This is a genomic window from Pseudomonas petroselini (assembly GCF_045037875.1).
Taxonomy (GTDB): Bacteria; Pseudomonadota; Gammaproteobacteria; order Pseudomonadales; family Pseudomonadaceae; genus Aquipseudomonas; species Aquipseudomonas petroselini.
The window spans coordinates 1,819,292-1,843,294 of record NZ_CP173614.1 but is presented as its reverse complement, the minus strand read 5'-3'; the positions used below and the strand labels follow the sequence as shown (position 1 = coordinate 1,843,294).

General features: G+C 60.7%; 24 protein-coding genes, 1 pseudogene and 1 riboswitch. Of the genes and pseudogenes, 9 read left to right on the top strand and 16 right to left on the bottom strand.

What is annotated here, in order from left to right:
- Window positions 1–38 precede the first annotated feature (38 nt).
- The 5 genes from ACI512_RS08625 to ACI512_RS08605 all read right to left on the bottom strand — a co-directional run bounded on the left by ACI512_RS08625 (window position 39) and on the right by ACI512_RS08605 (window position 9,057).
- Window positions 39–2,768, bottom strand: coding sequence for a LuxR C-terminal-related transcriptional regulator (locus tag ACI512_RS08625; RefSeq protein ID WP_236383430.1), 2,730 nt, complete (start codon window positions 2,766–2,768; stop codon window positions 39–41).
- A 225-nt stretch (window positions 2,769–2,993) separates the two neighbouring features.
- A complete protein-coding gene (locus ACI512_RS08620; RefSeq protein WP_012722276.1) occupies window positions 2,994–4,358 on the bottom strand; it encodes a DUF1329 domain-containing protein in 1,365 nt (454 codons plus the stop codon).
- A 29-nt stretch (window positions 4,359–4,387) separates the two neighbouring features.
- Window positions 4,388–6,280: a DUF1302 domain-containing protein gene (locus tag ACI512_RS08615; protein ID WP_236378530.1), complete on the bottom strand. Its 1,893-nt coding sequence runs from the start codon at window positions 6,278–6,280 to the stop codon at window positions 4,388–4,390.
- Between the two features lie 330 nt (window positions 6,281–6,610).
- Window positions 6,611–8,293 carry a fatty acid--CoA ligase gene (locus tag ACI512_RS08610; protein ID WP_012722274.1) on the bottom strand — a complete coding sequence of 561 codons (1,683 nt, stop codon included), beginning with the start codon at window positions 8,291–8,293 and terminating at the stop codon, window positions 6,611–6,613.
- Window positions 8,294–8,424: 131 nt separating this feature from the next.
- A complete protein-coding gene (locus ACI512_RS08605) occupies window positions 8,425–9,057 on the bottom strand; it encodes a LysE family translocator (protein WP_010213066.1) in 633 nt (210 codons plus the stop codon).
- A gap of 85 nt (window positions 9,058–9,142) precedes the next feature.
- Between ACI512_RS08605 and ACI512_RS08600 the strand changes: the two genes are divergently transcribed.
- The 3 genes from ACI512_RS08600 to ACI512_RS08590 all read left to right on the top strand — a co-directional run bounded on the left by ACI512_RS08600 (window position 9,143) and on the right by ACI512_RS08590 (window position 11,982).
- Window positions 9,143–10,108: a 2-hydroxyacid dehydrogenase gene (locus ACI512_RS08600; protein ID WP_046034332.1), complete on the top strand. Its 966-nt coding sequence runs from the start codon at window positions 9,143–9,145 to the stop codon at window positions 10,106–10,108.
- Between the two features lie 30 nt (window positions 10,109–10,138).
- Window positions 10,139–11,137: a class I SAM-dependent methyltransferase gene (locus ACI512_RS08595; protein WP_093542172.1), complete on the top strand. Its 999-nt coding sequence runs from the start codon at window positions 10,139–10,141 to the stop codon at window positions 11,135–11,137.
- Window positions 11,138–11,188: 51 nt separating this feature from the next.
- A riboswitch (yybP-ykoY riboswitch) is annotated at window positions 11,189–11,308 on the top strand.
- Between the two features lie 89 nt (window positions 11,309–11,397).
- Entirely contained in the window at window positions 11,398–11,982 is a 585-nt protein-coding gene (locus ACI512_RS08590; protein WP_012722270.1) for a TMEM165/GDT1 family protein, read from the top strand.
- A 94-nt stretch (window positions 11,983–12,076) separates the two neighbouring features.
- Here ACI512_RS08590 and ACI512_RS08585 read toward each other — a convergent pair whose 3' ends face one another.
- Complete coding sequence (locus ACI512_RS08585) at window positions 12,077–12,895, bottom strand: M48 family metallopeptidase (RefSeq protein ID WP_043204803.1); 819 nt, start codon at window positions 12,893–12,895, stop codon at window positions 12,077–12,079.
- 55 nt (window positions 12,896–12,950) lie between these two features.
- Between ACI512_RS08585 and ACI512_RS08580 the strand changes: the two are divergent.
- Both ACI512_RS08580 and ACI512_RS08575 read left to right on the top strand, forming a co-directional pair.
- Window positions 12,951–14,417 (top strand): annotated as a pseudogene (locus tag ACI512_RS08580) (HAMP domain-containing protein); the annotation flags it as partial.
- 15 nt (window positions 14,418–14,432) lie between these two features.
- Window positions 14,433–15,275, top strand: coding sequence for a methyl-accepting chemotaxis protein (locus ACI512_RS08575; protein ID WP_405121886.1), 843 nt, complete (start codon window positions 14,433–14,435; stop codon window positions 15,273–15,275).
- Window positions 15,276–15,333: 58 nt separating this feature from the next.
- Here ACI512_RS08575 and ACI512_RS08570 read toward each other — a convergent pair whose 3' ends face one another.
- The 3 genes from ACI512_RS08570 to ACI512_RS08560 are packed head-to-tail and all read right to left on the bottom strand — an operon-like array spanning window position 15,334 to window position 16,445.
- The gene (locus ACI512_RS08570) at window positions 15,334–15,954 is read right to left on the bottom strand and encodes an SOS response-associated peptidase (protein WP_012722267.1); all 621 of its coding nucleotides are present in this window, start codon (window positions 15,952–15,954) and stop codon (window positions 15,334–15,336) included.
- A gap of 36 nt (window positions 15,955–15,990) precedes the next feature.
- Window positions 15,991–16,251, bottom strand: a complete 261-nt coding sequence (locus tag ACI512_RS08565; RefSeq protein ID WP_003171843.1) for a putative signal transducing protein — start codon at window positions 16,249–16,251, stop codon at window positions 15,991–15,993.
- Between the two features lie 11 nt (window positions 16,252–16,262).
- A complete protein-coding gene (locus ACI512_RS08560; RefSeq protein WP_012722266.1) occupies window positions 16,263–16,445 on the bottom strand; it encodes a CPXCG motif-containing cysteine-rich protein in 183 nt (60 codons plus the stop codon).
- A 133-nt stretch (window positions 16,446–16,578) separates the two neighbouring features.
- On the opposite strand from ACI512_RS08560, the gene ACI512_RS08555 reads away from it, so the two are divergent.
- Window positions 16,579–17,742: a 1-acyl-sn-glycerol-3-phosphate acyltransferase gene (locus ACI512_RS08555; RefSeq protein WP_173390377.1), complete on the top strand. Its 1,164-nt coding sequence runs from the start codon at window positions 16,579–16,581 to the stop codon at window positions 17,740–17,742.
- Between the two features lie 120 nt (window positions 17,743–17,862).
- On the opposite strand, the gene ACI512_RS08550 is transcribed toward ACI512_RS08555, so the two are convergent.
- Window positions 17,863–18,120: a hypothetical protein gene (locus tag ACI512_RS08550; RefSeq protein WP_012722264.1), complete on the bottom strand. Its 258-nt coding sequence runs from the start codon at window positions 18,118–18,120 to the stop codon at window positions 17,863–17,865.
- Between the two features lie 182 nt (window positions 18,121–18,302).
- On the opposite strand from ACI512_RS08550, the gene ACI512_RS08545 reads away from it, so the two are divergent.
- Window positions 18,303–18,512, top strand: coding sequence for a hypothetical protein (locus ACI512_RS08545; protein WP_012722263.1), 210 nt, complete (start codon window positions 18,303–18,305; stop codon window positions 18,510–18,512).
- 59 nt (window positions 18,513–18,571) lie between these two features.
- Here the strand turns inward: ACI512_RS08545 and ACI512_RS08540 are convergent, their stop codons facing one another.
- Entirely contained in the window at window positions 18,572–19,159 is a 588-nt protein-coding gene (locus ACI512_RS08540) for a YajG family lipoprotein (RefSeq protein WP_012722262.1), read from the bottom strand.
- A 194-nt stretch (window positions 19,160–19,353) separates the two neighbouring features.
- Here ACI512_RS08540 and ACI512_RS08535 point away from each other — a divergent pair, with 194 nt between their 5' ends.
- Window positions 19,354–19,587 (top strand): hypothetical protein, encoded by a 234-nt coding sequence (locus tag ACI512_RS08535; RefSeq protein ID WP_064054775.1) that lies wholly within the window; start codon window positions 19,354–19,356, stop codon window positions 19,585–19,587.
- Between the two features lie 8 nt (window positions 19,588–19,595).
- Here the strand turns inward: ACI512_RS08535 and ACI512_RS08530 are convergent, their stop codons facing one another.
- Complete coding sequence (locus tag ACI512_RS08530; RefSeq protein ID WP_231808448.1) at window positions 19,596–19,916, bottom strand: hypothetical protein; 321 nt, start codon at window positions 19,914–19,916, stop codon at window positions 19,596–19,598.
- 395 nt (window positions 19,917–20,311) lie between these two features.
- Between ACI512_RS08530 and mqo the strand changes: the two genes are divergently transcribed.
- Entirely contained in the window at window positions 20,312–21,820 is a 1,509-nt protein-coding gene (mqo, locus tag ACI512_RS08525; RefSeq protein ID WP_012722258.1) for a malate dehydrogenase (quinone), read from the top strand.
- A 69-nt stretch (window positions 21,821–21,889) separates the two neighbouring features.
- Here the strand turns inward: mqo and ACI512_RS08520 are convergent, their stop codons facing one another.
- The 4 genes from ACI512_RS08520 to ACI512_RS08505 form a co-directional block, all read right to left on the bottom strand.
- Window positions 21,890–22,177: a PA4642 family protein gene (locus ACI512_RS08520; protein ID WP_012722257.1), complete on the bottom strand. Its 288-nt coding sequence runs from the start codon at window positions 22,175–22,177 to the stop codon at window positions 21,890–21,892.
- A 130-nt stretch (window positions 22,178–22,307) separates the two neighbouring features.
- Window positions 22,308–22,793, bottom strand: a complete 486-nt coding sequence (locus ACI512_RS08515) for a hypothetical protein (RefSeq protein ID WP_236378533.1) — start codon at window positions 22,791–22,793, stop codon at window positions 22,308–22,310.
- Window positions 22,794–22,828: 35 nt separating this feature from the next.
- The gene (locus ACI512_RS08510; RefSeq protein ID WP_236378535.1) at window positions 22,829–23,296 is read right to left on the bottom strand and encodes a WbuC family cupin fold metalloprotein; all 468 of its coding nucleotides are present in this window, start codon (window positions 23,294–23,296) and stop codon (window positions 22,829–22,831) included.
- A 3-nt stretch (window positions 23,297–23,299) separates the two neighbouring features.
- Window positions 23,300–23,857, bottom strand: a complete 558-nt coding sequence (locus ACI512_RS08505) for a hypoxanthine-guanine phosphoribosyltransferase (RefSeq protein ID WP_012722254.1) — start codon at window positions 23,855–23,857, stop codon at window positions 23,300–23,302.
- Between the last annotated feature and the right edge of the window lie 146 nt (window positions 23,858–24,003).

Genomic DNA, 24,003 nt, shown 5'->3' with positions numbered 1-24,003 from the left:
CGCCCAACGTGAGCAAGCTCGCTTGCCACAGGGTATCTCTAGCCAATCAACCTCAGTTCCTGCGCCCGCGCCACCGCCTGTGTGCGCCGCTCAACCCCCAGTTTGCTGTTGATGTGACTGGCGTGAGTCTTGACGGTGTGTAGCGAGATGAACAGCCGATTGCTGATCTCCTGGTTCGAACAGCCCTGGGCGATCAATTGCAGCACCGCCAGCTCCCGCGCACTCAAGGTTTCATGGGTTGAAGCAGCCTCCACCACCACGACCGCCGGCAGCAGCGCCTGCAGGCTCTCGTTGAGTAAACCATGAGGATCTTTGGCGAGTTGCTCGCGCATCCATTCCGGGTGGGCTTCCAACAACCGCTGGAAGGGTTGCAACGCGCCACCGGCACCCGCCTCCAGTGCCTGGACCAGCACCGGACGCGCCTTGGTTTCCTGACCGCCTTCAATCAGCAGTTGCACCTGTTGAGTCAGGGCCATGAGGGCAATCATCTGGCGGCCGCTGTTGTGGGCCTGTTGTGCCAACTCTTCAAGCCGGAGCAGCGCCGCCACGGGTTGATGGCGAATGGCATCCAGGGCCGCCTGCTGCAACCCGATATGTTGCGGCAGGTGTGGATGAAACTCTGGCGCGGCGGCAGCCTGCTCACCGTTGTAGGTTTGCGCCAGGCGGGTCAGCCAGGCGTCGGCCAGGTCGGTGCGGCCCTGGGCAAGCCACAGCTCGCATTTGATCAGGGTGATCATCGCCAGGTAGTAGATCGGTGGCACGTCCCAGATATGCATCAGCCGCTCCGCCTCGGCGAGCTCGGCAAAGGCACGGGCGAAGTCGCCACGACGGCCTTCGAAACTGGCGATCACACAATGGCCGATCAACACGCTGATGTCGCGACAAGCGCGGGCTTCGGCCAGGCCGGCGCGCAAGCGGGCGAGCCCGGCTTCGGGCTGGAGCCGCACCAGCAGCAAAAAACCTTCATAGAGCGATAGACGCGCGCGCACCGCGTACAACCGTTGAGGCGCCAGGCCCTGTAGGCGTTGCAGGCCCTGGCGCACTTCATCCAGGGAGCGCAGGATTTCGCCGCGCGCCTGCAACACACGCGCACGGTCGTAATGGGCCAGGGCCTCGAACAACGGGTTGCCGACGCGCTGCGCCAGCTCCAGGGATTCGCGATTCAAGCCACGGGCACGCCACAGGTCGGCATCGACAATGGCCAGGTTGGAGAGGGTCGACAGGCACATCAGTCGCTGGCCGTAACGCCGTTGCGGCAGGCTTTCCAACGCTTCGCTGCAATAGCGCTGGGTCAGCTCGCGATCGCCCCGGCCCCGGGCGATGATCCCGCTCAGCGCCAGCCATTGAGCCAGCATCGATTTCTGCGCGGTGGCCGACGGTGCCGGCAGGAAGCGGCTGAGGTAGCTGGACAGCTCCTCCGCCGCGTCCAACTGACAGGCCAGGCCCAAAGCCCAGCTGTAGAGCACGATCAAGCGCGGCGTGCTGATCAGCAGGCTGTCGGGCAAGTCCATTTTCCAGCGCAGCAGCATGCCCACATTCTGCTCGGCCAACAGTTGCTCTTCGGACAGGTTCTGCACCAGGTTGGCGGCTACATCCAGGTGACCGGCGCGCAACGCCTGCTCCACCGCTTCATCGATCAAGCCCTGGGCATTGAACCACCGGCACGCACGCAGGTGCAGGCTGGCCGCCGGCAGCACGTTGCTGCTGGCGCGTCGGGTGCGCAGCAGGTCGGAAAACAAATGGTGGTAACGGTACCAATGGCCCTGCTCGTCGAGCGGTACCAGGAACACTTGGTGGGCTTGCAGGTAACGCAGGATTTCGGCGCTGTCATGAGCTTCGCGCACGGCGTCGCAGAGCGCGCTGCAAAAACGATCCTGAGGGGCAGTGTCGTACAAAAACGCCTGCACGTCGGCCGGCAGGCAGTCGATCACTTCTTCCAGCAGGTAATCGCGGATCAGCCCTTCCCCCCCGTGCAGGCTCTGGGGCAGGGCACCATCACTGCCGGCTTCAGAGGCGGCCAGCAACCAGAAGCGCAAACCGGCGACCCAGCCTTCACTGCGGCGGATCAGGTTGTCGAGGGCTTCGCCGCGCAAGGAACTGCTGTGGCGATCTAGCACCGCCAGGGATTCGCCATGCGTCAGGCGCAGGTCTTGTTCGTGCAGCTCGAGCAGGTGGCGCGACAACCGCAGCCGCGCCAGATGCCAGTCCGGGCGCTGGCGGCTGGTGACCAGCACCACCAGGCCATCGGGCAAATGGTTGAGGAAAAACTGCAGGCAGCGATCGAGCACCGGCCCTTGGGCCAGGTGATAGTCATCCAGCACCAGCAACAGCGGCGCGCGGGTGGACAAGTGGACCGTCAGCTCATCGAGCAGGCCATCCAGCCATTCTTCGAAGGCAAAGGGTTGGTGACGCTGGCGCATTTTCAGCAGGCCCAGGGATTGGGCGCCGAGTTGCGGGAAGAATTGCTGCAAACCGTCGAGCAGGCGTTCGAGGAAACGGCCGGGGTCGCTGTCACGCGGGCTCAGGCCCAGCCACAAACTCTGCCAATGGGGCGGCAGACTCTGGCAGAACTCCACCGCCAACGAACTCTTGCCGAACCCCGCCGGCGCGCTGACCAGCAACAGCCGCCCTTCCAGCCCGGCACTCAGGCGCTCGCACAGGCGCGGTCGCAGCACGTAGCCGTCAGGCAGGGGTGGCCTGTAGAAACGACCTTCCAGGGTGGGGATTACCGCACTGGCAGGCCCTTGGATTCGGGACAGATCAGTCATCGCCGGGCTCTTGTAGAAGGCTGTTGTCGGCATTGCAGATGTCCGCAGACTAGCGGTAAAAGCGGCAGGTTTGTAGATCTTTGCAACATTTGCCTGAAAAAGAACTGCGACAAAAAATGTGGGAGGGGGCAAGCCCCCGATGGCGACGGATCAGTCAATGCACTTTTTGACTGTCACACCGCTATCGGGGGCAAGCCCCCTCCCACATTTGCGAGTTAACTCAGCTTAGCGAACACCATCCTGGCGCAAGGCCGCTGGCGTGAAGTCGCTGGTGGTGGCGGTGAAGCCGAAGTCATAAGCCTGTTTCTCTTCGTTCTTCATGCCCAGTGCAAGGTAGCGGCCGGACTGCAGGTCGTAGAGGGTTTCCAGGGCGTACCACGGCACTTGCTTGTCGTAGTAGTTCTCGGCGTGGGCTTCGGCGACGCGCCACAGCTGGCCACGGCCGTCGTAGTGGTCGATGACCGCCGCTTGCCAGGTGTCTTCGTCGATGAAGAAATCACGCTTGGCATAGATATGGCGCTGGCCTTCCTTCAAGGTCGCGACCACGTGCCAGACGCGGCGCAGCTCGTAGCGAGCCAAGTCCTGGTTGATGTGGCCGGCCTTGATGATGTCGGCGTACTTGAGCTTCGGATCATCGATCTTGTAGCTGTTGGAGGCGATGTAGATTTCTTTCTTGCCTTCGAGCTTCCAGTCGTAGCGATCCGGTGCACCGTTGTACATGTCGAGGTTGTCGGACGTACGCAGGCCATCGGCGGCGGTACCTGGGCCGTCATAGGACACTTGCGGCGCCCGGCGCACACGGCGCTGGCCGGCGTTGTAGACCCAGGCCGAACGCGGCTCCTTCACCTGGTCCAGGGTTTCGTGCACCAGCAGCACACCACCGGCCAGACGGGCCGGCGCGGTCACTTGCTGCTTGAAGTAGAACAGCACGTTACCCGGGTTTTTCGGGTCGAAGTCTTTCATCTTGTCGCGGAACACAAACTGGTCGCGGAAGTACACCAGGCTGTAGGAACCGTTGGTTTGTGGCGTAGCCTGGGTTACCAGACGGGTCACGCTGCCACCGCGATAACGGGTGATGTGGTTCCAGATGACTTCAACGCCGCTTTTGGGAATCGGAAACGGCACGGCAGTTTCGAAGTTTTCCAGGCCGTTGCCGCCGGACACCAGGTTGGTGGTGGTGGCGTTCTTCTTGATAGCGGCGAACACATCAGCCGGCACGGTGGCGCCGCGATGGGTCGGGTAGACCGGCATCTTGAAGGTTTCCGGGTAACGCTTGAACATCGCGTACTGCCCCGGTGCCAGCTTGTCTTTGTATTGCTCCACGTTCGCCGCAGTGATGGTGAATTGCGGTTGCTCACTGGCGTAGGGGTTGGCCAGGAACCCACGGGCGTCGACGGCGCCGGCGTTGGTAGGCAGCGGCGACCATTTAGGAATGGTGCCTGCGGCGTTACCGGCCATCTCGGCGCCCATCGGCGTCAGGCTCGTGCCCAACTTGGCCGCTTCATCCGCCGAGACTGCGGCCATGACGTTGCTCGCCAGGATCGACAGCCCAAGCACACCCACGTGCAACAGACTTTTGGTTATTTTCATGTTCTGGTCTTCCTGAAAATACAGTGTGCTTAGAAGTTCATGCCCGCGCTCAAGGCAACAAAGTCACGATCGTCCACGGTGCTGAACTTGCCTCCAAAGAAGTTGGTGTAGTTCAGGCCCACGGTGTAGGTGTTCTGATATTCGGCATCCACACCCAGGCTGACCGCCTTGCGGCCTTCCTCAAAGTTGCCGCCAGGGCCTGGCGAATAACCTTTGACGTCATGGGACCAGGCCACACTTGGCTTGAGGTTGACGCCTGCAAACGTATCCGGGTATTCCCAGATGGCGCGACCGCGATAACCCCAAGAGGTGGCGGTGGTAAAACCATCGTTGTCGCAGTACTTGGAGACATTGCTGGCATCTGCACCTGGGCCGGCGCCGCCGATAGTGGACGGGTTAAGGATCTGCGCGCAGGTATTACGGCCGCCGGTAGACGGCAAAGCGCCCGGGCCGAAGACTGGATCGCGGCCATAACGAACCTTGTTCTTGCTCTCAAGACCACCCACATGTGTTACACCCACCTCGCCCACCAGGGTCAAGCGGCTGGCGCCCATCACCTGATCAAAAAAGTGCGTCAGTGTGGTCTGGAACTGAGTGATTTCCTTACGACGGTAACCATTCAGGTCTTGGCCCTTGGCGCCGGTGAGTAGGGAAGCGTTCGAAAATGTACCGCCCAGGTCTTTCACGCCCGCATATAGGATGTCGGTTGTGTTGAGCTGTACCGGTGCGTTAGGGCGATAGCTGAGCTCACCGCTCCAGGCAGTCCCCGTTGGTAATGTGGTTGAGAAGCTCAAGCCGTACAGACGGATATCTTCCGGGTACTCGATAAAGTACTTAGAGTTACCCGCGATAAACACCGGAGCCAGCGTGCCAAATGCGGGCGCAATTGCATAAGCCGAAGCAGGAGCCGCCGTGGCGCTGAAGATCGGCGCACGGCTGTGGTAGTTCATGAAGTAGGCACCGAATTCGGTGTCCAGCGGCTCAAAGTTGTAGTGCATGGCCACGCCAAATTGGCCGCTGTCACGCGCATCCTTATCACCGCCACGCCGTACCAGGGTGCCCTCTTCGTTGGTATCCACGCCACTCGCGGCGAATTGAGCGAGCGCCCCGCGACCCGGCGCAGTGGCTGCAATGGTCGAGCGTTTGGCAAGCAGGCGCAGGTTATCGCTGCAACCGTCGGAGACCACATCGGGCTGGGAGAAGAAGGTGCCGCAGTTGTCGGTAACGGTCTGGTCCCACTCCAACTGGTAGAACGCTTCCGCAGACAGGTTATCGGTCAGCGTCTGCGACACGTAGAACATGTTGACCGGAATCAGGCCTTCCTTGATTTCCGCCCCAGGGCGACGGAACGCGGACACGTCGATCGGGTTGATGGAGTTGATACCGCCACCGATGAAGGTACTTTCACCCCAACTCACCACTTGCTTACCAAAGCGCACGTTACCTGGCTGATCAGCGATAGTGTAGTTGTGGTAAATGAAGGCATCGAGTATCTGCCCGCCAGAGGACTTGGCGCCCTCTTTGCGGTTGTTGTTACTGACGTCCTTGAAGTCGAGCTCTTCGTTTTGCAGCGCGAAGTCATACCAGTACTTGCCACGCACAAACACACCGGTGTCGCCGTATTTCAGCTCAAGGTCGTGAATACCCTTGAAGATCTTCGAGAAGGCGTCACCTTTGTCGAAGTTCAGGTGCCCATCATCGGAGGTTTGCGACAACCCCTTGCCGCCGTTGTTGACGCCGATCAGGCTGCGGTTGCGTTCAGCCGTCGACCAGCTCGCCCCCACGGAAAGAGACGAGTCAAAACTCCCTTCGATTTCACCGATATTGAAACTGACGCCGAATGCGGGCCCGGCGAGCGTAGAGGCGAGACTGACGGCCAGGGGCAGTTTTGCCCGGCGCCAGAACTGGTTTACTGAGGTCATCGACGCTACTCCATGTGCATTATTGTTATGGCAGTGAGTTCGTTCTGTGATGCTTGTAACGGCCGGAATACAACGATTCCAATGCCGCTCGGCAGCCGAGCCCCCATGGCCCGAAGCGGAACATCCGTGAAAAACTCTGGAAGGGACTATAGCCAGCAGGGGGTAGTGCTTGATCCCTCTAAAGTGTGATTTGCATCACCAACCCGTCTGCCACGACCCTTTCGCCATGTCGGCGAAGGCCGACGCGGCAAGGATGGCTGAAAATTGGCAAATCACAAGTGAAGGCGCGAGATAGAGCAGTGCCGTGCCCGAATGGGCACGGCGCGGGCATTAGAGCGTCGACAGGAACGTGCTGTTGTTGGCCTGCCACTCAATGATGTCAACTCGGATACGTTTTTTGTCGAGCTTGCCGACGCTGGTCTTGGGAATTTCCGTAACAACGGCGATCTGGCTTGGAATTGCCCACTTGCTCAAGTGGCCCAGTTCGACGAACGGCTTGAGGTGTTCCTTGAGCTCGCGGGCCCCTATCACATGGCCATCACGCACCACCAGCAGCGCAAACGGGCGCTCGCCCCACTGCGGGTCGGCGATGCCCACCACCGCTACTTCGCGTACCGCCGGGTGGCGGCTGACCAGGTCTTCGAGGGCCAGGGACGAGATCCACTCGCCGCCGGTCTTGATCACGTCTTTAATGCGGTCGCGGATGTCGATCACGCCAAAGGCATCCAGCGTGGCCACGTCGCCGGTGTGCATCCAGCCGCCGGCCCACAGCTCGGCGCCCTTTTGCGGCTCGTTGAAATAACCTTCGCTGAGCCACGGCGCACGCAACACCAATTCACCCTGGGACTCACCGTCGGCAGGCAGGAAATTGCCGTCGCCGTCGATGATCGCCGCCTCCACCAACGGCCCCGGCACGCCGGCCTTGATGCGGTAGGTAATGCGTTCATCTTCGCTGCCGGCCATCAACTCGTCGTTGAGGTGGGCGCAGGACACCAGCGGCCCGGTCTCGGACATGCCGTACGCAGCGGTCAATTGGATGCCACGCGCCTTGGACGCTTCATACAGCGAACGGTTGAGCGCGCTGCCGCCGATGACGATTTTCCAGCCGCCAAAATCCACGCCCTGGGCGGCCTTGGCATTGAGCACCATTTGCAGGATGGTCGGCACGCAATGGGAGAAGGTGACCTTCTCCTTGCGCCACAGCTCCACCAGGTATTCCGGATCGTAGCGGCCGGGATAGACCTGTTTCAGGCCAAGCATGGTCGCCACGTACGGCAGGCCCCAGGCGTGCACGTGGAACATCGGTGTAATGGGCATGTACACGTCGTTGGTGCCGAGCAGGCGCACGCTGTCGACGCTGCCCATGATGGTCGCCACGCCGATGGTGTGCAGCACCAGTTGGCGATGGGTGAAATACACACCCTTGGGGTTACCGGTGGTGCCGGTGGTGTAGAAGGTGGTGGCGACGGAATGCTCGTCGAAGTCCTGGAAGTCGTATGTCGGGCTGGCGGCGGCCAGCAGGGTTTCGTACTCGCCCACCAGGTTGGGCAACTCGGCGGTCTTGGTCTCGCCGTCGGTGAGCAGCAGGGTCTTGTCGACGGTGGTGAGCTGCCCGGCGATGGCCTGGTAAAGGCCCACGAACTCGCTGTTGACCAGCACGAAGCGGTCCTCGGCGTGGTTCATGGTGTACAGGATCTGTTCCGGCGACAGGCGCACGTTGATGGTGTGGATCACCGCGCCGATCATCGGAATGGCGAACATGCATTCCAAGTAGCGATGGCTGTCCCAATCCATCACCGCCACGGTGTCACCGGCCTTGACGCCGGCATCGGTCAACACATTCGCCAGGCGCGCGACCCGCTCGATCAACGTCGGGTAGGTGTAGCGCAGCTTATCGCGGTAGACGATTTCCCGGGTCTTCTCGTAACGGGTGCCGGACATCAACAGGCGTTTGATCAACAGCGGGTATTGGTACGCACCTTCGGCGGGCGGGATAACACGGGTCTGCAACATACGAATCCCTTTTATGACTGCACGGTCTTGGCTTGAAGACCTGCACTTTAGAGACCTTATGTTTCAACCAAATCACCCAAAGGAATGATTTGCAGACCCCAATGAATGCTAGCTTTGCGCCAGCATCCAGCCTATTTCATGCTGGTGAAGGCCAGCTTTACCCCGATGGCGATCAACACCGCGCCCATGGTCCGATCAAACCAATGCCCCATCCGCGCAAACCCGGCGCGTACGCGCTGCTGGCTGAACAGCATCGCCACCAGGCAGAACCACAGCGCCGTCGCTACCGCCAGGTACACGCCGTAACCAGCCTGGATCGCCAGCGGTGTGTGCGGGTTGATCACCACGGTAAACAACGACAGGAAGAACAGCGTGGCTTTGGGGTTCAAGCCGTTGGTCACGAAGCCGGCAGTGAACGCCCCACGCGGGGTGCGCTCGCCCGCCTCGCGGTGCAACTCGCCCTCGGCGGCCGGCTTGGCCGGCTGCGCGCGCAGGGCCTTGAAGCCGATGTACAGCAGGTAGGCCGCCGCCGCCCATTTGAGCGCGTTGAACAGCACGATGGACTGGGACACGATCAGGCCGATACCGAGCAGCGAGTACCCCACGTGCAGGAATATCGCCGAGCCCACGCCCAGTGCGGTCCAGGTGCCGGCGCGGCGGCCGTGGGTCACACTTTCACGCACCACCACCGCGAAATCCGGGCCGGGGCTGGCCACCGCCAATAAGTGAATCAGGGCTACAGTCAAGAACTCGGCGGCGTACATGCTCACTCCCTTTAAGTAACTGATTATTTCATCTGATAGGCTCGGCAGATTACGCCTTCGAACCCTGTCGCAAAAGGTACAGTTGATGACGAACAATCGCCGCGCCGTCTTCCTTGATCACCCGTCCCTGGACTTGGGGGACCTTGACCTCAGCGAGCTGCGCAACAGCTTCAGCGAGTTGCAGTTGTTTACAGGCACCACGCCGCAGAATGTGGTTGAACGCCTGCAAGGCGTTCAGGTAGCCATCAGCAACAAAATCGCCCTAAATCGCGAAACCCTGGCGGCCTGCCCGGAACTCAAGCTGATTCTGGTGTCGGCCACCGGCACCAATAACGTCGACCTCGAAGCCGCCCGCGCCCAAGGCATCACCGTGAGCAACTGCCAGGGCTACGGCACGCCGTCGGTGGCGCAGCACACGATCATGCTGCTGCTCAACCTGGCGACGCGCTTGAAGGACTATCAACGGGATGTAAGCGCCGGCAAGTGGCAGCAAGCCAAGCAGTTCTGCCTGCTGGACCACCCCATCGTCGAGCTGGAAGGCAAAACCCTCGGCCTGCTCGGTCACGGTGAATTGGGCAGCGCCGTAGCACGCCTGGCGCAAGCCTTTGGTATGCGCGTGGTGCTCGGTGCGATTCCGGGACGCCCTGCCCGTGCCGACCGCGTGCCGCTGGATGAACTGCTCGCGCAGGTCGACGCCCTCACCCTGCACTGTCCGCTCAATGAACACACCCGCGACTTTATCGGCGCCCGCGAACTGGCGCTGCTCAAGCCGGGTGCGTTTGTGGTCAATACCGCACGCGGTGGTTTGATCAACGAACAGGCCCTGGCTGATGCGTTGCGCAACGGCCACCTGGGTGGCGCGGCGACCGATGTGCTGAGCGTGGAACCGCCGATCAACGGCAACCCGCTGCTGGCCGGCGATATCCCTCGGCTGATCGTGACACCGCACAACGCCTGGGGCAGTCGAGAAGCGCGCCAGCGCATCGTCGGTCAACTGGCGGAAAACGCCCGGAGCTTTTTCAGCGGCGCCCCGCTGCGCGTCGTCAGTTGATAAACTGCGCCCCTTTTCAAGGAGCAGACCATGGATCCGCGCAGTGAAGTACTGCTTCGTCAGGCCGAACTTTTTCAAGGCAACCTGCTATTGGTGGGTTTGCCTGCCGACGACCTGCTGGGGCGCCTGCCCAACGCCCACGGTTGGAGCTGGCATGCCGGCGACCAGGCGGCACTCGACGCACGCTTCGCCGAGCGTAGCCACTTCGGTGTGACCGTGCCGGAGCGCGCCTTTGACGCGGCGGTGATCTTCCTGCCCAAGTCCAAGGACCTCACCGACTACCTGCTCAACGCCGTGGCTGCACGCTTGCCCGGCGCCGAGTTGTTCCTGGTCGGCGAGAAAAAGGCCGGTATCGAAAGCGCCGCCAAGCAGATGATTCCCTTCGGCAAACCGCGCAAGCTCGACAACGCGCGGCATTGCCAGCTGTGGCAGGTCACCGTGGCCAACGCGCCGCAGGCGGTCGAGCTGGAAAGCCTTGCGCAGGTCTTCGAGGTGCCGCTGGCCGAAGGCCCCCTGAAGGTGGTGAGCTTGCCGGGCGTGTTCAGCCACGGTCGCCTGGATCGCGGCACCGAGCTGTTGCTGGCGCATTTGGACAAACTGCCGAGTGGTCATCTGCTCGACTTTGGTTGCGGCGCTGGCGTACTGGGGGCTGCGGTAAAACGTCGCTACCCGCACAACACCGTCACGATGCTGGATGTGGATGCGTTTGCTGCGGCCAGCAGTCGCTTGACCTTGGCCGCCAATGGCCTGGAAGCCGAGGTGCTGACCGGTGATGGCATCGACGCGGCGCCGATGGGGTTGAACGCAATTTTGAGCAACCCACCGTTCCATGTCGGGGTGCATACCGATTATTTCGCCACCGAGAATCTGCTGCGAAAAGCGGCGAAACATCTGGCAAAAGGCGGCGAATTGCGCCTGGTCGCCAATAGCTTCCTGAAGTACCAGCCGCTGATCGAAGAGCATCTGGGCGTGTGTGCGGTGAAGGCCGAAGGCAATGGTTTCCGCATCTACCGTGCCAAGCGCGGCTGACGGGCGTTTGAAAAAGAACACTTGCCGAATGGATTTTGCCTAGGCAGAATCCGCTCCGTCCTAGGGGAGTAGTCTCCCACGAGCGCCACGCTCGTCCGGCATACGTCAACATACTTGGTCAGCAGACCATGGCGTATGCGACCCAGGAGTCCGCACAGACGGACCGGGGTTTGACAAGACCTATGACACGCACACCTTACCCGGGGCGGGAAGGCTGTACGTGTCATAGCCGTGTCGACCCGCCCCTGGAAACCTACCTGATGCTGGATTCATTACTCGTTCCTACCGCAATCGTTGCCTTGGCCGAAATCGGCGACAAGACGCAACTGCTCGCACTCATCCTTGCCGCTCGCTTCCGCAAGCCCTGGCCGATCATCGCCGGCATCGTCGCCGCGACCCTGGCCAACCATGCGGCTGCCGGTGCCGTGGGGGCCTGGTTCGGGAGTTTCTTCTCGGATGCTGTGCTGCACTGGATCCTGGCGGCGAGCTTCTGCGCCACGGCGCTGTGGACCCTGGTGCCGGACAAACTCGATGATGACGAAGCCAGTACCAGCCGCAAATTCGGGCCATTCCTGACCACGTTGATTGCGTTCTTCCTCGCGGAAATCGGTGACAAGACGCAGATCGCCACGGTCATGCTGGCGGCGCAGTACCCGGAACTGTGGCTGGTGATTATCGGCACCACCGTGGGCATGCTGATTGCCAACGTGCCGGTGGTATTGGCGGGGAATTTTGCGGCGGAAAAACTGCCATTGACCTTGATTCGTCGACTGGCGGCGACAGCGTTTTTCGTCCTGGCGATTGTGGCGGTGTACAAGGCCATGCAGAGCAGCGGCTGGATCTAAGGCGCTCATGAGCACAGTTCTGTAGTGAGCGGGCTTGCCCCGCGCGAGGCAAGCTCGCTCACTACAAAAATCCAGCCATGTGCTTATCGGTGGATCAGGATTTTTTGGCCTGCTGGTACAGCGGCATCACTTTCGGAATCGCCGCCTGCAACGAGGCAATTCGGCTGTCGGACGCCGGGTGAGTGCTCATGAACTCAGGCGGCGAGCCTTCCGAGGCCTTGGCCATCTTATTCCACAGCGTGATCGCCGCATTCGGGTTGTAGCCCGCGCGAGCCGACAGTTCCAGGCCGATCAGGTCTGCTTCGTTTTCATTGCTGCGGCTGTTGGGCAAGGTCATGCCGTAGTTGGCCACGGTATCGGCCAATGCCAGGCTGTCCTGGCCGAGGCCAAAGAGTGCACCGGCCCCCTGCTTGGCCATCTCGATCCCGTAGGCCTTGGACATGGCTTCGCGACCATGCTCACGCAAGGCATGCGCAATTTCATGGCCCATGACCGCGGCCAGTTCGTCATCGGTGAGCTTGAGGTTATCGATCAACGCGCTGTACACGAAGATCTTGCCGCCAGGCCCGCAGTTGGCGTTCATCTCGTCGCTCTTGATCAGGTTCACTTCCCACTTCCACTGCGCCGCATCCGGGCGGAAGGTCGGCGCCTGGGCAATCAGGCGCTTGGCAATGGCCTGCACGCGCTTGGCGTTGGCGCTGGTCTTGTCCAACTGGCCCTTGCTGCTGGCTTCGCCCAGTGTCTGCTGGTAGGACTGGGCATACATCTGGTCGACTTCCTGGCTCGACAGCATGCTGAACATGTACTGCTTGCGCTCGACCCCAACGGCACCGCCGCTGGTGGTGTTGACCGACTGACAACCGGCCAGCAACATCGCTGCAACCAATCCACTTATCGCCATTGATTTCTTCATCAACACACTCTCCCTGAAAAGACGCCTGAAAACATGGCGCGTATCGTAGGCGCTCATGTGTATCGGCGCCAGATACACCAGACGTGTAACCGCTGAATTTCGGATACATCGCACAGTTTGCCAGCGGCGCGACCATTCCATTTGCGACACACCCCACTATTTTACCGGGCGCCCCCTCATGCCCATTGGGCCAGTGGCCGATACAAAAAGGCAGCCCTCTTCGTTTGCGCCCGGAGCGTTCATGAAATTCAAGTCGATTCAATTTTCTGTCGCGGCACTGGCCGGCGCCATCGTCCTCAGCGTGATCGCGGTGCTGGTGCTGTATGCCTTGTTTGCCGGCGCGCGGACTCAGGAGAGGGTGCAGGCGCGCACCCAGGCTCAATTCGAGCAGATCATCGAGCAGCGCCTTACGACCCTCGCGCAAACCCAGGCCACCATGATCCAGCGCGAATTGGAAGCGCCGCTGGTGAGCGCCAAGGCCCTGGCCACCACCAACGCCTTGCTCGGCATGAAAGACGCCAAGGGCCAACCGGCCCTGCAGATCGGCCGCGAACAACTGATCAACCTGCTGCACGAAACCGTGGTGCGCAACCCGAAAATCCTCGGCGCCTACATTGGCTGGGAACCCAATGCGATCGAACACAACGACGCCGCCTACGTGGACAGCCCGATAGTGGGCATGGGCACCGACGGGCGTTTCCTGCCGTGGTGGTACCGCAACGCGGATGGCAGCCTGGGCCTGGATAAACTCGCCGATGTGGCCGACCAGAAAATCCTCTCCACCGGCGTGCGCGCCAGCGAGTACTACCTGTGCTCCAAGGAAAGCAAAAAAGCCTGCGCCATCGACCCTGCCCCTTACAAGGTCGGCAACGCGATGGTGATGCTGGCCTCGTTTATCGAACCGATCATGATCGATGGCACCTTCCAGGGCATTGTCGGGGCGGACCTCTCGGTGAACTTCATCCAGGACATGCTCACCAGCGCCGATCAAAACCTCTACAACGGGGCCGGTGAACTGGCGCTGATCTCCAGCAACGGCCGCCTGGTGGCCTACACCAAGGACGCCAGCAAGCTTGGCGAAAAATCCAGCGACCTGCTGGACACCAACGAACTGGCCAACCTCGCCCAACTGAAAGCCGGCGAAGTGCGTTACGACATCGACAGGGAACACGGGCATATCGAGCTGTTCCTGCCCTTCAATATTGGCCAGACCGATGCGCGCTGGACCTTGATGATGCAACTGCCGCTGAACGCGGTGATGGCAGACTTGCACACACTGCAAAGCGACTTGGACGCACAACGCAAGGCCGACATCGTCGGTATGGCCATTGCAGGCCTGTTGATTGCGGGCATCGGCCTGTTGGTAATCTGGCTGGTCGGCCACGGCATCGCCCGCCCACTCAAGCAAATGGTGGCCATGCTCAATGACATCGCCCAGGGCGAAGGCGACCTGACGCGGCGCCTGACCAGTGATCGCGCCGATGAGCTGGGTGCTATTGCCAACGGCTTCAACACCTTCCTGATCAAACTACAGGGCATGATCACCCAAGTGGTCAGCTCAGTGCAGAAGGTCAGCGACTCGTCGGAGCACACCGCCGACATCGCGATCCGCACCAATCAGGGCGTGCATAAACAGATGGTGGAAATCGATCAGGTCGCGACTGCGGTGCATGAGATGACCGCCACGGCGCAAGACGTTGCGCGTAACGCCACCCAGGCCGCGCAAGCCGCCAGCCATGCCGACCAGGCCGCGAGCCAGGGCATGCGCATTGTGCGCGACACTTCGACGTCCATCGGCGCACTGGCCGAGGAAATCGGCAAGGCGGTGGGCGTGGTGCAAACCCTGGCCAAGGACAGCGAGAACATCAACGCCATCCTCACGGCCATTCGCGGGATCGCTGAGCAGACCAACCTGTTGGCACTCAATGCGGCCATCGAGGCGGCGCGTGCCGGCGAGCAAGGGCGTGGCTTTGCCGTGGTCGCCGACGAAGTGCGCAACCTGGCGCAGAAAACCCAGAAGGCCACCGAAGAAATCCAGGCCATGATCCAGCAGTTGCAACAAGGCACGCGGGATGTGGTGCGGCTGATGGAAGACAGCCAGAGCCGTACCGATGAAAGCGTGCAGCACGCGGCCAAGGCGGCCGAAGCACTGGAAACCATCAGCCAGGCCGTGTCGGTGATCAACGACATGAACACCCAGATCGCCAGCGCGGCCGAGGAGCAGAGCGCAGTGGCCGAGGATATCAACCGCAACGTGATCAATATTGGCCAGGTGGCCAATGAGGTGGCGGGCGGCGCGGATGAGTCCAGCGCGGCCAGTGCGGACCTGACCAAGTTAGCGGAACAGCAGCGGCGGTTGATCAATCAGTTCAAAGTCTAGGGATTTTCGGTGGCTTGCTCGCGAAGGGACCAGTCAACCTAACCCAACACTTACTGACTCACGCCGGCGTCAGGCACTCCGGCCCATTGAGCTTCGGGTCATTGACCATGTTGGCCAAAACCCGCTCGCGCAACGCGGTCGGCTCACTGGCCAACAAGCCTTGCAACACAGGCAACGGCGTCTCGGGATCAAGCCAGGCCTCCTGCCCTGCTGCATCCAGGATTAACGGCCGGCGCTGAGCCTGTGCGGCCTGGGTCACCACCGCCGTGCTCAGCCACACCTGCTCCTGCACGGGGTAAGCTTCCCAGATCGCGGCGAAAAACAGCGTCGAGCCCTCCCCCGGTGTCAACCAGTACGGGCGTTTGCGCTGGGTACCGCGCCATTCGTAGAAACCGTTGGCGGGCAGCAGGCAGCGACGCTGGCGGAACGCTTCTCGGAACATTGGTTGTTCGGCCAAGGTTTCGGCTCGCGCATGCGCAGGCGTGCGGGACAGGTCGGTCAGCCAAGGCGGTGTAAGCCCCCAGCGGGCTCGCGCCAGGGTGCGTTGGCCGTCGGTGGCGCGCTGGATCAGTACCGAATCATTCGGAGAGATGTTCCACTGGGCCTGCTGGTCGGCCGGGAAGCCCGGCAAGGCAGCAAAAGCAGGGTTCCAGCGAAACAGGGCATAACGTCCACACATGGGGCAACATGACTCTTGGGTAAACCGACCGACAGCCTAACAGACCAGCACGTCGGGGAAGCTGTCCGGTTCGTCGCCGGGCAAGGGTTGCGCGCCAATGTAGGCAGTGATCAGCTCGCGGGCGTCAACGGCCCGGTCGTTGTCCACCTCCAGCCCCAATAGGCCGAAGATCGGCAATTCGCCAGTGCCGCCCAGCAAATGGCGCCCCACCAGGTGCGCCTCGATGCCCTCGCTGGCGAGCATCTGTTGCAGCAGCTCGCCTTCCATCAGGTTTTCCGGTTCGTAGATTCGCTGCATGGGCGTCCCCGTTATTCGTTCTCGCTGCGGGTTTCAAGCATCCATTCTTCACCATGGACCTGCAGATCGAAAATAATCGGTCGGCAACACACTTGGCAGTCTTCTATATAGGTCTGGTCACCACCCGACAAATCCACCGTTGTCTCGACCACTTCACCACAATAAGGACAATCGTACGTCGCGCTTTCCAGCATCGCAGCCTCCAAGGTGACTTGTGCGTATAATCGCCGGTCTATTTACAGGGTTATCGTTCGGCTGAGCCCATTACTCAGGCCGCGCCCTGGTATTTCCTTTACTTACCCTAGCCGTTTCTAACAAGAGAGCATGATGGGCCAATTCGATACCATCCGACCTTACAACGACAGCGAAGTCCCGGCAGTACTGGACCGGCTGTTCAGTGACAAGGCCTTTCTGGACATCCTGACCCACTTTCGCTTCCCGCGCTTTGCCGGCGCCCTGGGCTGGCTGCTCAAGCCAATGATCGCCCGCAAGCTGCGCCGTGAATTCGCCGGCGTCACCACCGTGGCCACGCTGCAGGACAAAGTCGAGTATTACGTCGATCACACCATTGATCGAGCGACCGACGGCGTCACTTATACCGGTGTAGAGCAACTCAAGTCTGGCACCGCCTACGTATTCCTGGCCAACCACCGCGATATCGTAATGGACCCGGCCTTCGTCAACTATGCCGTATACCACGCCGGCCTGCCGACGCCCCGCATCGCCATCGGCGACAACCTGCTGCAAAAGCCGTTTGTCAGCGACCTGATGCGCCTGAACAAGAGCTTTATCGTGCACCGCTCGATCACCGGGCGAAAGGAGAAGATGGCGGCCTACAACCTGCTGTCGGCCTACATCAACCACTCGATCCGCAACGACTGCCAGTCGATCTGGATCGCCCAGGCCGAAGGGCGCGCCAAGGATGGGGACGATCGCACCGAGTCGGCGATCCTCAAGATGTTCCACGTCAGCCGCAAGGACGAGCCGTTTGCCGAGGTGATCCAGTCGCTGAACCTGACGCCGGTATCGATCAGCTACGAGTACGACCCTTGCGATACCGCCAAGGCTCGCGAGCTGTATATCCGCGCCACGACGGGTACCTACTGCAAGGCACCGGGTGAGGATGACGTGAGCATCGCCCTTGGCATCACGGGCTACAAGGGCCGGGTGCATATCAACTTCGCACCGCCGATTACCGAACGCTTCGAAGACACCAAGCTGCTGGCGGTGGAAATGGACCGGCAGATTTTGGGCGGTTACAGGCTGTTCCCGGTGCACTACCTGGCGTACCAGCAGTGGAGCGACGCCGACCCGCAATTGCAGGTGCCGACGGCGGCCGAAGTGTTCCCGGCGGACGAACTGGCCAAGGCCAAGGCTGAATGGGAGCGCCGCCTGAACGAATGCCCGGCCGAGCACCGGCCGTTCCTGGTGGTGCAATATGCAACCCCGGTGCGCAATCAGTATCGGGTCAAAGCGGGCATTCCGCTGTAAAACACCGATCCAAATGTGGGAGGGGGCTTGCCCCCGATGACGGAGTGTCAGTCGACATCTAATTGACTGGCACACCGCTATCGGGGGCAAGCCCCCTCCCACATTTGCTTTATGGCGTGTTTAAAGACGGGTGCTGAGCCAGGAGAGGGCCAGCGCCAACCCCAGGCAGGCGAACCCGACGCGGTAAGCCAGGCGATGCGCCCGCTCGGTGCGCACATCCAGAAACAACATCGGCTGGTCGATCGCGCGGTCTTCGCGTTGTGCGGTCAGTTCGGCCATCGCGCGCTGTTCGTGCAGGCGGGTGATGAACAGCAGCGCGGCACCCGGGCAGGCCACCAGTAAAGCCACAACATTAATCAATAGTGCGGGCAGCGCCATCGCAAACCTCAGTAGACAGTGTCTTGGTATCAGTTCAGATACAAACCTGAACGATAGTGGCCTCCAGCGCCGCAAATGCTCCCTCCCCCATTGACGGCTAATGTATCCAGTAATTTACGTCGTCACCTGAACGTCACCTTAACAGGCCACTCTGTTGCCCTTCGACGCTTTAGGAGCTTGTCATGTTGCACGCGCAAAACCAGGATCGGCTGTACCTGATCGCCCAAAGCGAAGAGCAAGAGGCGCTGATCGGCGGCCTGGCCTTCAACGTCCAGGACCGCCACTGGCTGGTGTATTGCGCGCTTGGCGGGCACCAGCATGCGGACTTGCCGGAGACCGATCTGTTGACGGGGGTGAGCCTGCTGGACTTCTGTATCGACACCGCCGCATGAAACTGAAGGCGAAAAAAAACCGGACGCCTCGCAGCGTCCGGTTTTTTTTGGGGAAGCGGTTATTGCGAGCTGAGCAATGAACCGATGCTTGGGTCCTTGAACAGTCGAGTCAAGGCGTCACTCAGGACATCGCTGACCAACTTGGTGTTGGTTTCCTGGTTCGGCGACATACCGAACCGCTGGTTCAGGGACGCACCGTAGCGACCGCTGTAGCGACGGGTACCGGCGCTGACGTCGGACTTGAAGGTCGCGCCGATGGACGCCTCGGTCACGTACAGACCGTCTTTAGGCGACTGATATTTCAATTCGGCCAGGGTGATGGTCAACTGCGGAGCACCCGGCGCGTTGGGGCTCGGGGTGAAACCCAGCAGGCGCACGGCGGCTTCAGCCTGGGCTTGCAGCTTGGGCAGTACGTCCTGAGCGTTCACCGAGACCAGGGCAGTTTCCGGGTATAGGCCACCGCGCGAGCCGAGTGTCGGCGATGGACGACCATCCACCACACGCACCGATACCGCCTGGCCGTGGCCGACTGGGGCCAACTGGGTGGTGATCTTCGGTTCCGGGGTCAGTTGTTGCGGGCTGTTGGCGCAGCCAACCAAGGTCAAACTGGTCACAGTGATCAAACCGAACAACAGGCGTTGCAACATGCTCTTCTCTCCAGAAATCGAGTACCGACAGGCGGGCAGTATAGCGGTGCGCCAGTGCCGGGAACTAGCGCCAGTTACATCCTGAGACCCCTGCGGACTGTAGCGGTTCGATGTCACTGATATGTCATGACCGATACACAGACCCGTCATGCCCGACAGGCAAGCTTGGCCCCAATCTCAGGAGGTTGATCGCCATGCACTTTTTCTGGTCACTGTTCACGCGCAAGACCGCCCTTCGCCAGTACGCCCTGCTCGATGCGCAAGGTCGTTGCCAGGCCTTCAAGGAGTGCAGCCAGCCTCCTGTAGGTGACGGCTGGGTGGAAATCGACGAAATCCGCCTGAGCTGGATGCACCACCCGCTGCCGGCCCGCGCCCGTGTCAGCCCGCGTCCAGCGCAGTCACCCCGGCACCAGCCGTTGGCCGCCTGACCGAACGCCTAATAAAAGTCATAAAACACGCCCATTTCCTTGGCGTTCTTCGCTACAATCTCCCCCCGATTATAAGGACGTCTCCTGATCGGGCCTCGCAGCATCGTTAATGCCTCGGCATTAACCCCAAGAATCGCCCACAGAGAGCCGCCCACACAGATCGAGTGAAGCTGGCGCGCTTGCTGTTTTTTTGCAAACCACCCGTCTTTACCGAATCTGCCAGAGCTGCCATTGCGCTCGGCCACTTGAGTTGTTTGCCCGTTTTGCCGCATGTCGGCAAGGTATCCGGGCCAGGTGCCAGGCTGGGGCAGCCCTTTTTTGAGGTTCACGTCTTCAAAAGAGCGTGAAAAAACGGGTTTTCACAACTTCACAAGAGTGTGGCGAGCAAATGAATAGTTTGGCGTTTGTACAAGCACCATCAGCGTCTGGAACAGCCCAACCACACAGGACCAAGTACTCCTCAACAACCGGAGCTTGAGCCTGTCCGCTACGGATTGATTGCACGAATCACACGCTTTGACCATAAGTCGAATTGCCACAGGCGCCCATGAATGCGTTCATAGGCAGATTCGCCCGGCAGGAAGCGTGTGCTGAAGTTGCAAAGAATTGCGAATCGGACATGGCGATCCTGGCCATGGGTAACCTGGGGCAACACGTGAACCGCCCCGTCACTCCTGGCAGCCATGCCGTCAATTTGGTGCTGCAGATTTTGGAGACGCGTTAAATGGCGCATAACGAAGCAGTCGACGTAGTACTGGTAGGGGCCGGCATCATGAGTGCCACCCTGGCCGTACTGCTCAAAGAGCTCGACCCCGGCCTCAAGCTGGAAGTCGTTGAGCTGATGGATTCGGGTGCCGCGGAAAGTTCCAACCCGTGGAACAACGCCGGTACCGGCCACGCCGGCCTGTGTGAGCTCAACTACACGCCGCAGGCCGCAGATGGCTCCATCGACATCAAGAAAGCCGTGCACATCAACACCCAGTTCGAGGTGTCGAAGCAGTTCTGGGCGTACCTGACCCAAAAGGGCACCTTTGGCTCGTCCAAGTCCTTTATCAGCCCGGTGCCGCACCTGAGCTTCGTGCAGGGCGAAAAAGGTGTGTCTTTCCTCAAGCAGCGCTTTGAAACCCTCAGCCAGCATCACGCGTTTTCGGACATGCACTACACCGAAGACCGCAACGAGATGGCCGAGTGGATGCCGCTGATGATGCCGGGCCGCCCGCTCGACGAAAAAATCGCGGCCACCCGCGTGATGAACGGTACCGACGTCAACTTCGGCGCGCTGACCAACCAGCTGCTCAGCCACCTGTCCAGCTCGCCGGATGCCCAGGTCAAGTACAGCAAGCGTGTCACCGGCCTCAAGCGCAATGGCGCGGGCTGGACCGTGAGCATCAAGGACGTCAACAGCGGCAACAGCCGTGAAGTCGATGCCAAGTTCGTGTTCCTCGGCGCCGGTGGCGCGGCCCTGCCGCTGCTGCAAGCCTCGGGCATCGAAGAAAGCAAAGGCTTTGGCGGCTTCCCGGTCAGCGGCCAATGGCTGCGTTGCGACAACCCGGAAGTGGTCAAGCATCACCAGGCCAAGGTCTACAGCCAGGCGGCGGTGGGTTCGCCACCGATGTCCGTGCCGCACTTGGACACCCGCGTGGTGGATGGCAAGAAGTCCCTGCTGTTCGGGCCATACGCCGGGTTCACCACCAAGTTCCTCAAGCACGGCTCATTCCTTGACCTGCCCCTGTCGGTTCGCGCCGGCAACATCGGCCCGATGCTGGCCGTGGCCCGGGACAACATGGACCTGACCAAATACTTGGTCAGCGAAGTGATGCAGTCCATGGAGCAGCGCCTGGAATCCCTGCGCCGCTTCTACCCGGAGGCGAAAGCCGAAGACTGGCGCCTGGAAGTGGCCGGCCAACGGGTGCAGATCATCAAGAAAGACCCGAAGAAAGGCGGCGTGCTGCAATTTGGTACCGAGCTGGTCGCGGCCAAAGATGGTTCGCTGGCAGCACTCTTGGGCGCATCCCCAGGCGCTTCGGTGACGGTTTCGATCATGCTGGAACTGATCGAACGCTGCTTCCCGGAAAAAACCGCCGGGGAATGGGCGACCAAGTTGCAGGAAATCTTCCCGGCGCGGGAGAAAGTCCTGGAGACCGACGCCGAGCTGTATCGCAAGATCAACATGCAGAACAACATCAGCCTGGAGCTGGTTGCACCTGCCGCCGAGACCGAGAGCTACGCTTGAGGTCGTGACGCCATAAAAAACGCCCCGCTCTCGTGATGAGAACGGGGCGTTTTTTTATGTCTCGGATAATCAGCCGCGAGCGTTTTCGATCAGTTCGATGTACTCGTCCGCGTGGCGCTGATCCTTGATCAGATCGACGAAGGTCTGGCCATGCTCATCCTTGCCGTCGAGGTCCAGGCCAGCTTCCTTGAAGAAGCCCAGGAACCGTTCGAAGTCGTCGATACGCAGGCCACGGTAGGCCTTGATCAGTTTGTGCAGGGACGGTGAAGTCGCGTCGACCGGCTCGAAGTCCAGGAACAACTTGATCTGATCGTCACCGATCTCGTCACCAATCACCTGTTTCTTATCTTTACGCATTACCGACTCCAGCCTGCAGACATTTACACGGGGTTTGAAGTCTACCTGTGCGACGCGGGCTTCGAAAGCGCTGGAGATTCGATGTGGGAGGGGGCTTGCCCCCTCCCACATTAGCTTTTCAGTGTTCTTGCTATTGGGTACGTACCGCACCGGTATGCAAATCTGCCCAGATATGCCCATTGGCATAACTGAGGAACTGCACATACACCGTGTCATTGCGCAGCAGGTCGACAATCACCCGGTATTGAGCCATGGGGTAAGACAGCGTCAGGGTTTTGCTGGAGTCGTCATACACCGGCTTTTTCAGGCTTTTGCTTTCAGCGTCAAAATTGAGCACCACTTGGCTGATTGTTGCGCCTTTGTTCAAGGACTTGCCCTTGAGGCGGATCATCAGCGGCGAGGTCACCGGGATCGGTTGCTGGTTGGATTGGCGCTGGTTGCCCACCACCACTGCGTACTCAGTGACTTGCAGCAGTTGCTGCTGTTCAGGGATTTCGGCACGCAGGGTGAGGTCGTCCGCCGGCAGGAATTGGCTGTGCATCGGCGCAGGCGCCGCTGCGAGGGGTAAGCTGAGGGTCAGCGCCAAGGCGGCGCAGGTGCGAATCAACAGGCTCATGGGCCGCTCCGTGCGAGGTAGCCCAGCACTGTAGCTCAACTGAACTGGGTAAGCATCCAGCGTTGATACTCGGCCACGCCGGCCTCGCCTTCGCGGGGCGCCCAGTCGGCCAGCTCACCCTCGCCCACAGGACGATAAGGCCCGGCCTTGCACTCGAACATCACCGTGTCGGGCGCCAGCACCACCAGGCCATGGAATACACCCGGCGGCAGATCAACGCCCGAGCATTCACCACCCGCCTGCATGACGCGCTTGGCGAGCACTTCGCCGGTGTCGCTGAAAACCAGCAAGCCCAAACGGCCCTGCAGCACCAACAAGGTTTCGGCCTTATCCGCGCTCAGGTGCCGATGGGGCGGGACATAGGTGTCAGGTTGCAGGCCCACGGCCAGGCGATGACAGGGTTCTTCCATCTGGTGGAAGTTGTGGTGGTGCCGGCCACGAGGGCTGGCGCCCGCTTTCTCGGCCAGTTCGGCAAACAGCGTCTGATCAAGAAAACGGGCCATGGCTTACATCCCTTTGACGGCGTAAATGCCATTGGCGTTGCGCCAGTAGCCCTTGTAGTCCATGCCATAACCGAAGATGTAACGGTCGATGCACGGCAAGCCGACGAAATCGGCTTTGAGCTCAGGGCGGGCCTTGCGGTCGTGGTCTTTGTCGATCAGCACGGCGGTGTGCACTTTGCGCGCGCCGGCGTGTTTGCAGAAGTCGATGATCGCGCCCAGGGTGTGACCTTCGTCGAGAATGTCATCGATGATCAGCACGTCGCGATCAATGAAGGAGACTTCCGGCTTGGCTTTCCAGAACAGGTCGCCGCCGCTGGTTTCGTTGCGATAGCGGGTGGCGTGCAGGTAGGACGCTTCAAGCGGAAATTGCAGATGGGTGAGCAATTTGCCGGCGAAGATCAGGCCACCGTTCATCACGCAGAAGACCACCGGGTTAGTGTCGGCCATCTCGCGGGTGATGTGCGCGCCAACCTTGGCGATCGCCTCTTCGACTTGCGCTTCGGTGTACAGGCAGTCAGCCTCGCGCATGATTTGACGGATATGCTCGAGATCAGCGGACATGGCGCTCTCCAAGGGGGTGCTGTGGCAAGAAAAGCGGGCGAAGGTACGCTTCTCATGCGCTCCGAGCAAGCCTTAATGGACTAACGTACTAGATGTCTATAGGACAACACCCTCGGATAGATTAATCTAGGCCGGTTTTTTTGCCC

Bases quoted from the DNA above. Each gene is read 5' to 3' on its own strand.
- ACI512_RS08625 (WP_236383430.1), bottom strand. From the start codon at position 2,768: ATGACTGATCTGTCCCGAATCCAAGGGCCTGCCAGTGCGGTAATCCCC.
- ACI512_RS08620 (WP_012722276.1), bottom strand. From the start codon at position 4,358: ATGAAAATAACCAAAAGTCTGTTGCACGTGGGTGTGCTTGGGCTGTCG.
- ACI512_RS08615 (WP_236378530.1), bottom strand. From the start codon at position 6,280: ATGACCTCAGTAAACCAGTTCTGGCGCCGGGCAAAACTGCCCCTGGCC.
- ACI512_RS08610 (WP_012722274.1), bottom strand. From the start codon at position 8,293: ATGTTGCAGACCCGTGTTATCCCGCCCGCCGAAGGTGCGTACCAATAC.
- ACI512_RS08605 (WP_010213066.1), bottom strand. From the start codon at position 9,057: ATGTACGCCGCCGAGTTCTTGACTGTAGCCCTGATTCACTTATTGGCG.
- ACI512_RS08600 (WP_046034332.1), top strand. From the start codon at position 9,143: ATGACGAACAATCGCCGCGCCGTCTTCCTTGATCACCCGTCCCTGGAC.
- ACI512_RS08595 (WP_093542172.1), top strand. From the start codon at position 10,139: ATGGATCCGCGCAGTGAAGTACTGCTTCGTCAGGCCGAACTTTTTCAA.
- ACI512_RS08590 (WP_012722270.1), top strand. From the start codon at position 11,398: ATGCTGGATTCATTACTCGTTCCTACCGCAATCGTTGCCTTGGCCGAA.
- ACI512_RS08585 (WP_043204803.1), bottom strand. From the start codon at position 12,895: ATGAAGAAATCAATGGCGATAAGTGGATTGGTTGCAGCGATGTTGCTG.
- ACI512_RS08575 (WP_405121886.1), top strand. From the start codon at position 14,433: ATGATCACCCAAGTGGTCAGCTCAGTGCAGAAGGTCAGCGACTCGTCG.
- ACI512_RS08570 (WP_012722267.1), bottom strand. From the start codon at position 15,954: ATGTGTGGACGTTATGCCCTGTTTCGCTGGAACCCTGCTTTTGCTGCC.
- ACI512_RS08565 (WP_003171843.1), bottom strand. From the start codon at position 16,251: ATGCAGCGAATCTACGAACCGGAAAACCTGATGGAAGGCGAGCTGCTG.
- ACI512_RS08560 (WP_012722266.1), bottom strand. From the start codon at position 16,445: ATGCTGGAAAGCGCGACGTACGATTGTCCTTATTGTGGTGAAGTGGTC.
- ACI512_RS08555 (WP_173390377.1), top strand. From the start codon at position 16,579: ATGGGCCAATTCGATACCATCCGACCTTACAACGACAGCGAAGTCCCG.
- ACI512_RS08550 (WP_012722264.1), bottom strand. From the start codon at position 18,120: ATGGCGCTGCCCGCACTATTGATTAATGTTGTGGCTTTACTGGTGGCC.
- ACI512_RS08545 (WP_012722263.1), top strand. From the start codon at position 18,303: ATGTTGCACGCGCAAAACCAGGATCGGCTGTACCTGATCGCCCAAAGC.
- ACI512_RS08540 (WP_012722262.1), bottom strand. From the start codon at position 19,159: ATGTTGCAACGCCTGTTGTTCGGTTTGATCACTGTGACCAGTTTGACC.
- ACI512_RS08535 (WP_064054775.1), top strand. From the start codon at position 19,354: ATGCACTTTTTCTGGTCACTGTTCACGCGCAAGACCGCCCTTCGCCAG.
- mqo (WP_012722258.1), top strand. From the start codon at position 20,312: ATGGCGCATAACGAAGCAGTCGACGTAGTACTGGTAGGGGCCGGCATC.
- ACI512_RS08520 (WP_012722257.1), bottom strand. From the start codon at position 22,177: ATGCGTAAAGATAAGAAACAGGTGATTGGTGACGAGATCGGTGACGAT.
- ACI512_RS08515 (WP_236378533.1), bottom strand. From the start codon at position 22,793: ATGAGCCTGTTGATTCGCACCTGCGCCGCCTTGGCGCTGACCCTCAGC.
- ACI512_RS08510 (WP_236378535.1), bottom strand. From the start codon at position 23,296: ATGGCCCGTTTTCTTGATCAGACGCTGTTTGCCGAACTGGCCGAGAAA.
- ACI512_RS08505 (WP_012722254.1), bottom strand. From the start codon at position 23,857: ATGTCCGCTGATCTCGAGCATATCCGTCAAATCATGCGCGAGGCTGAC.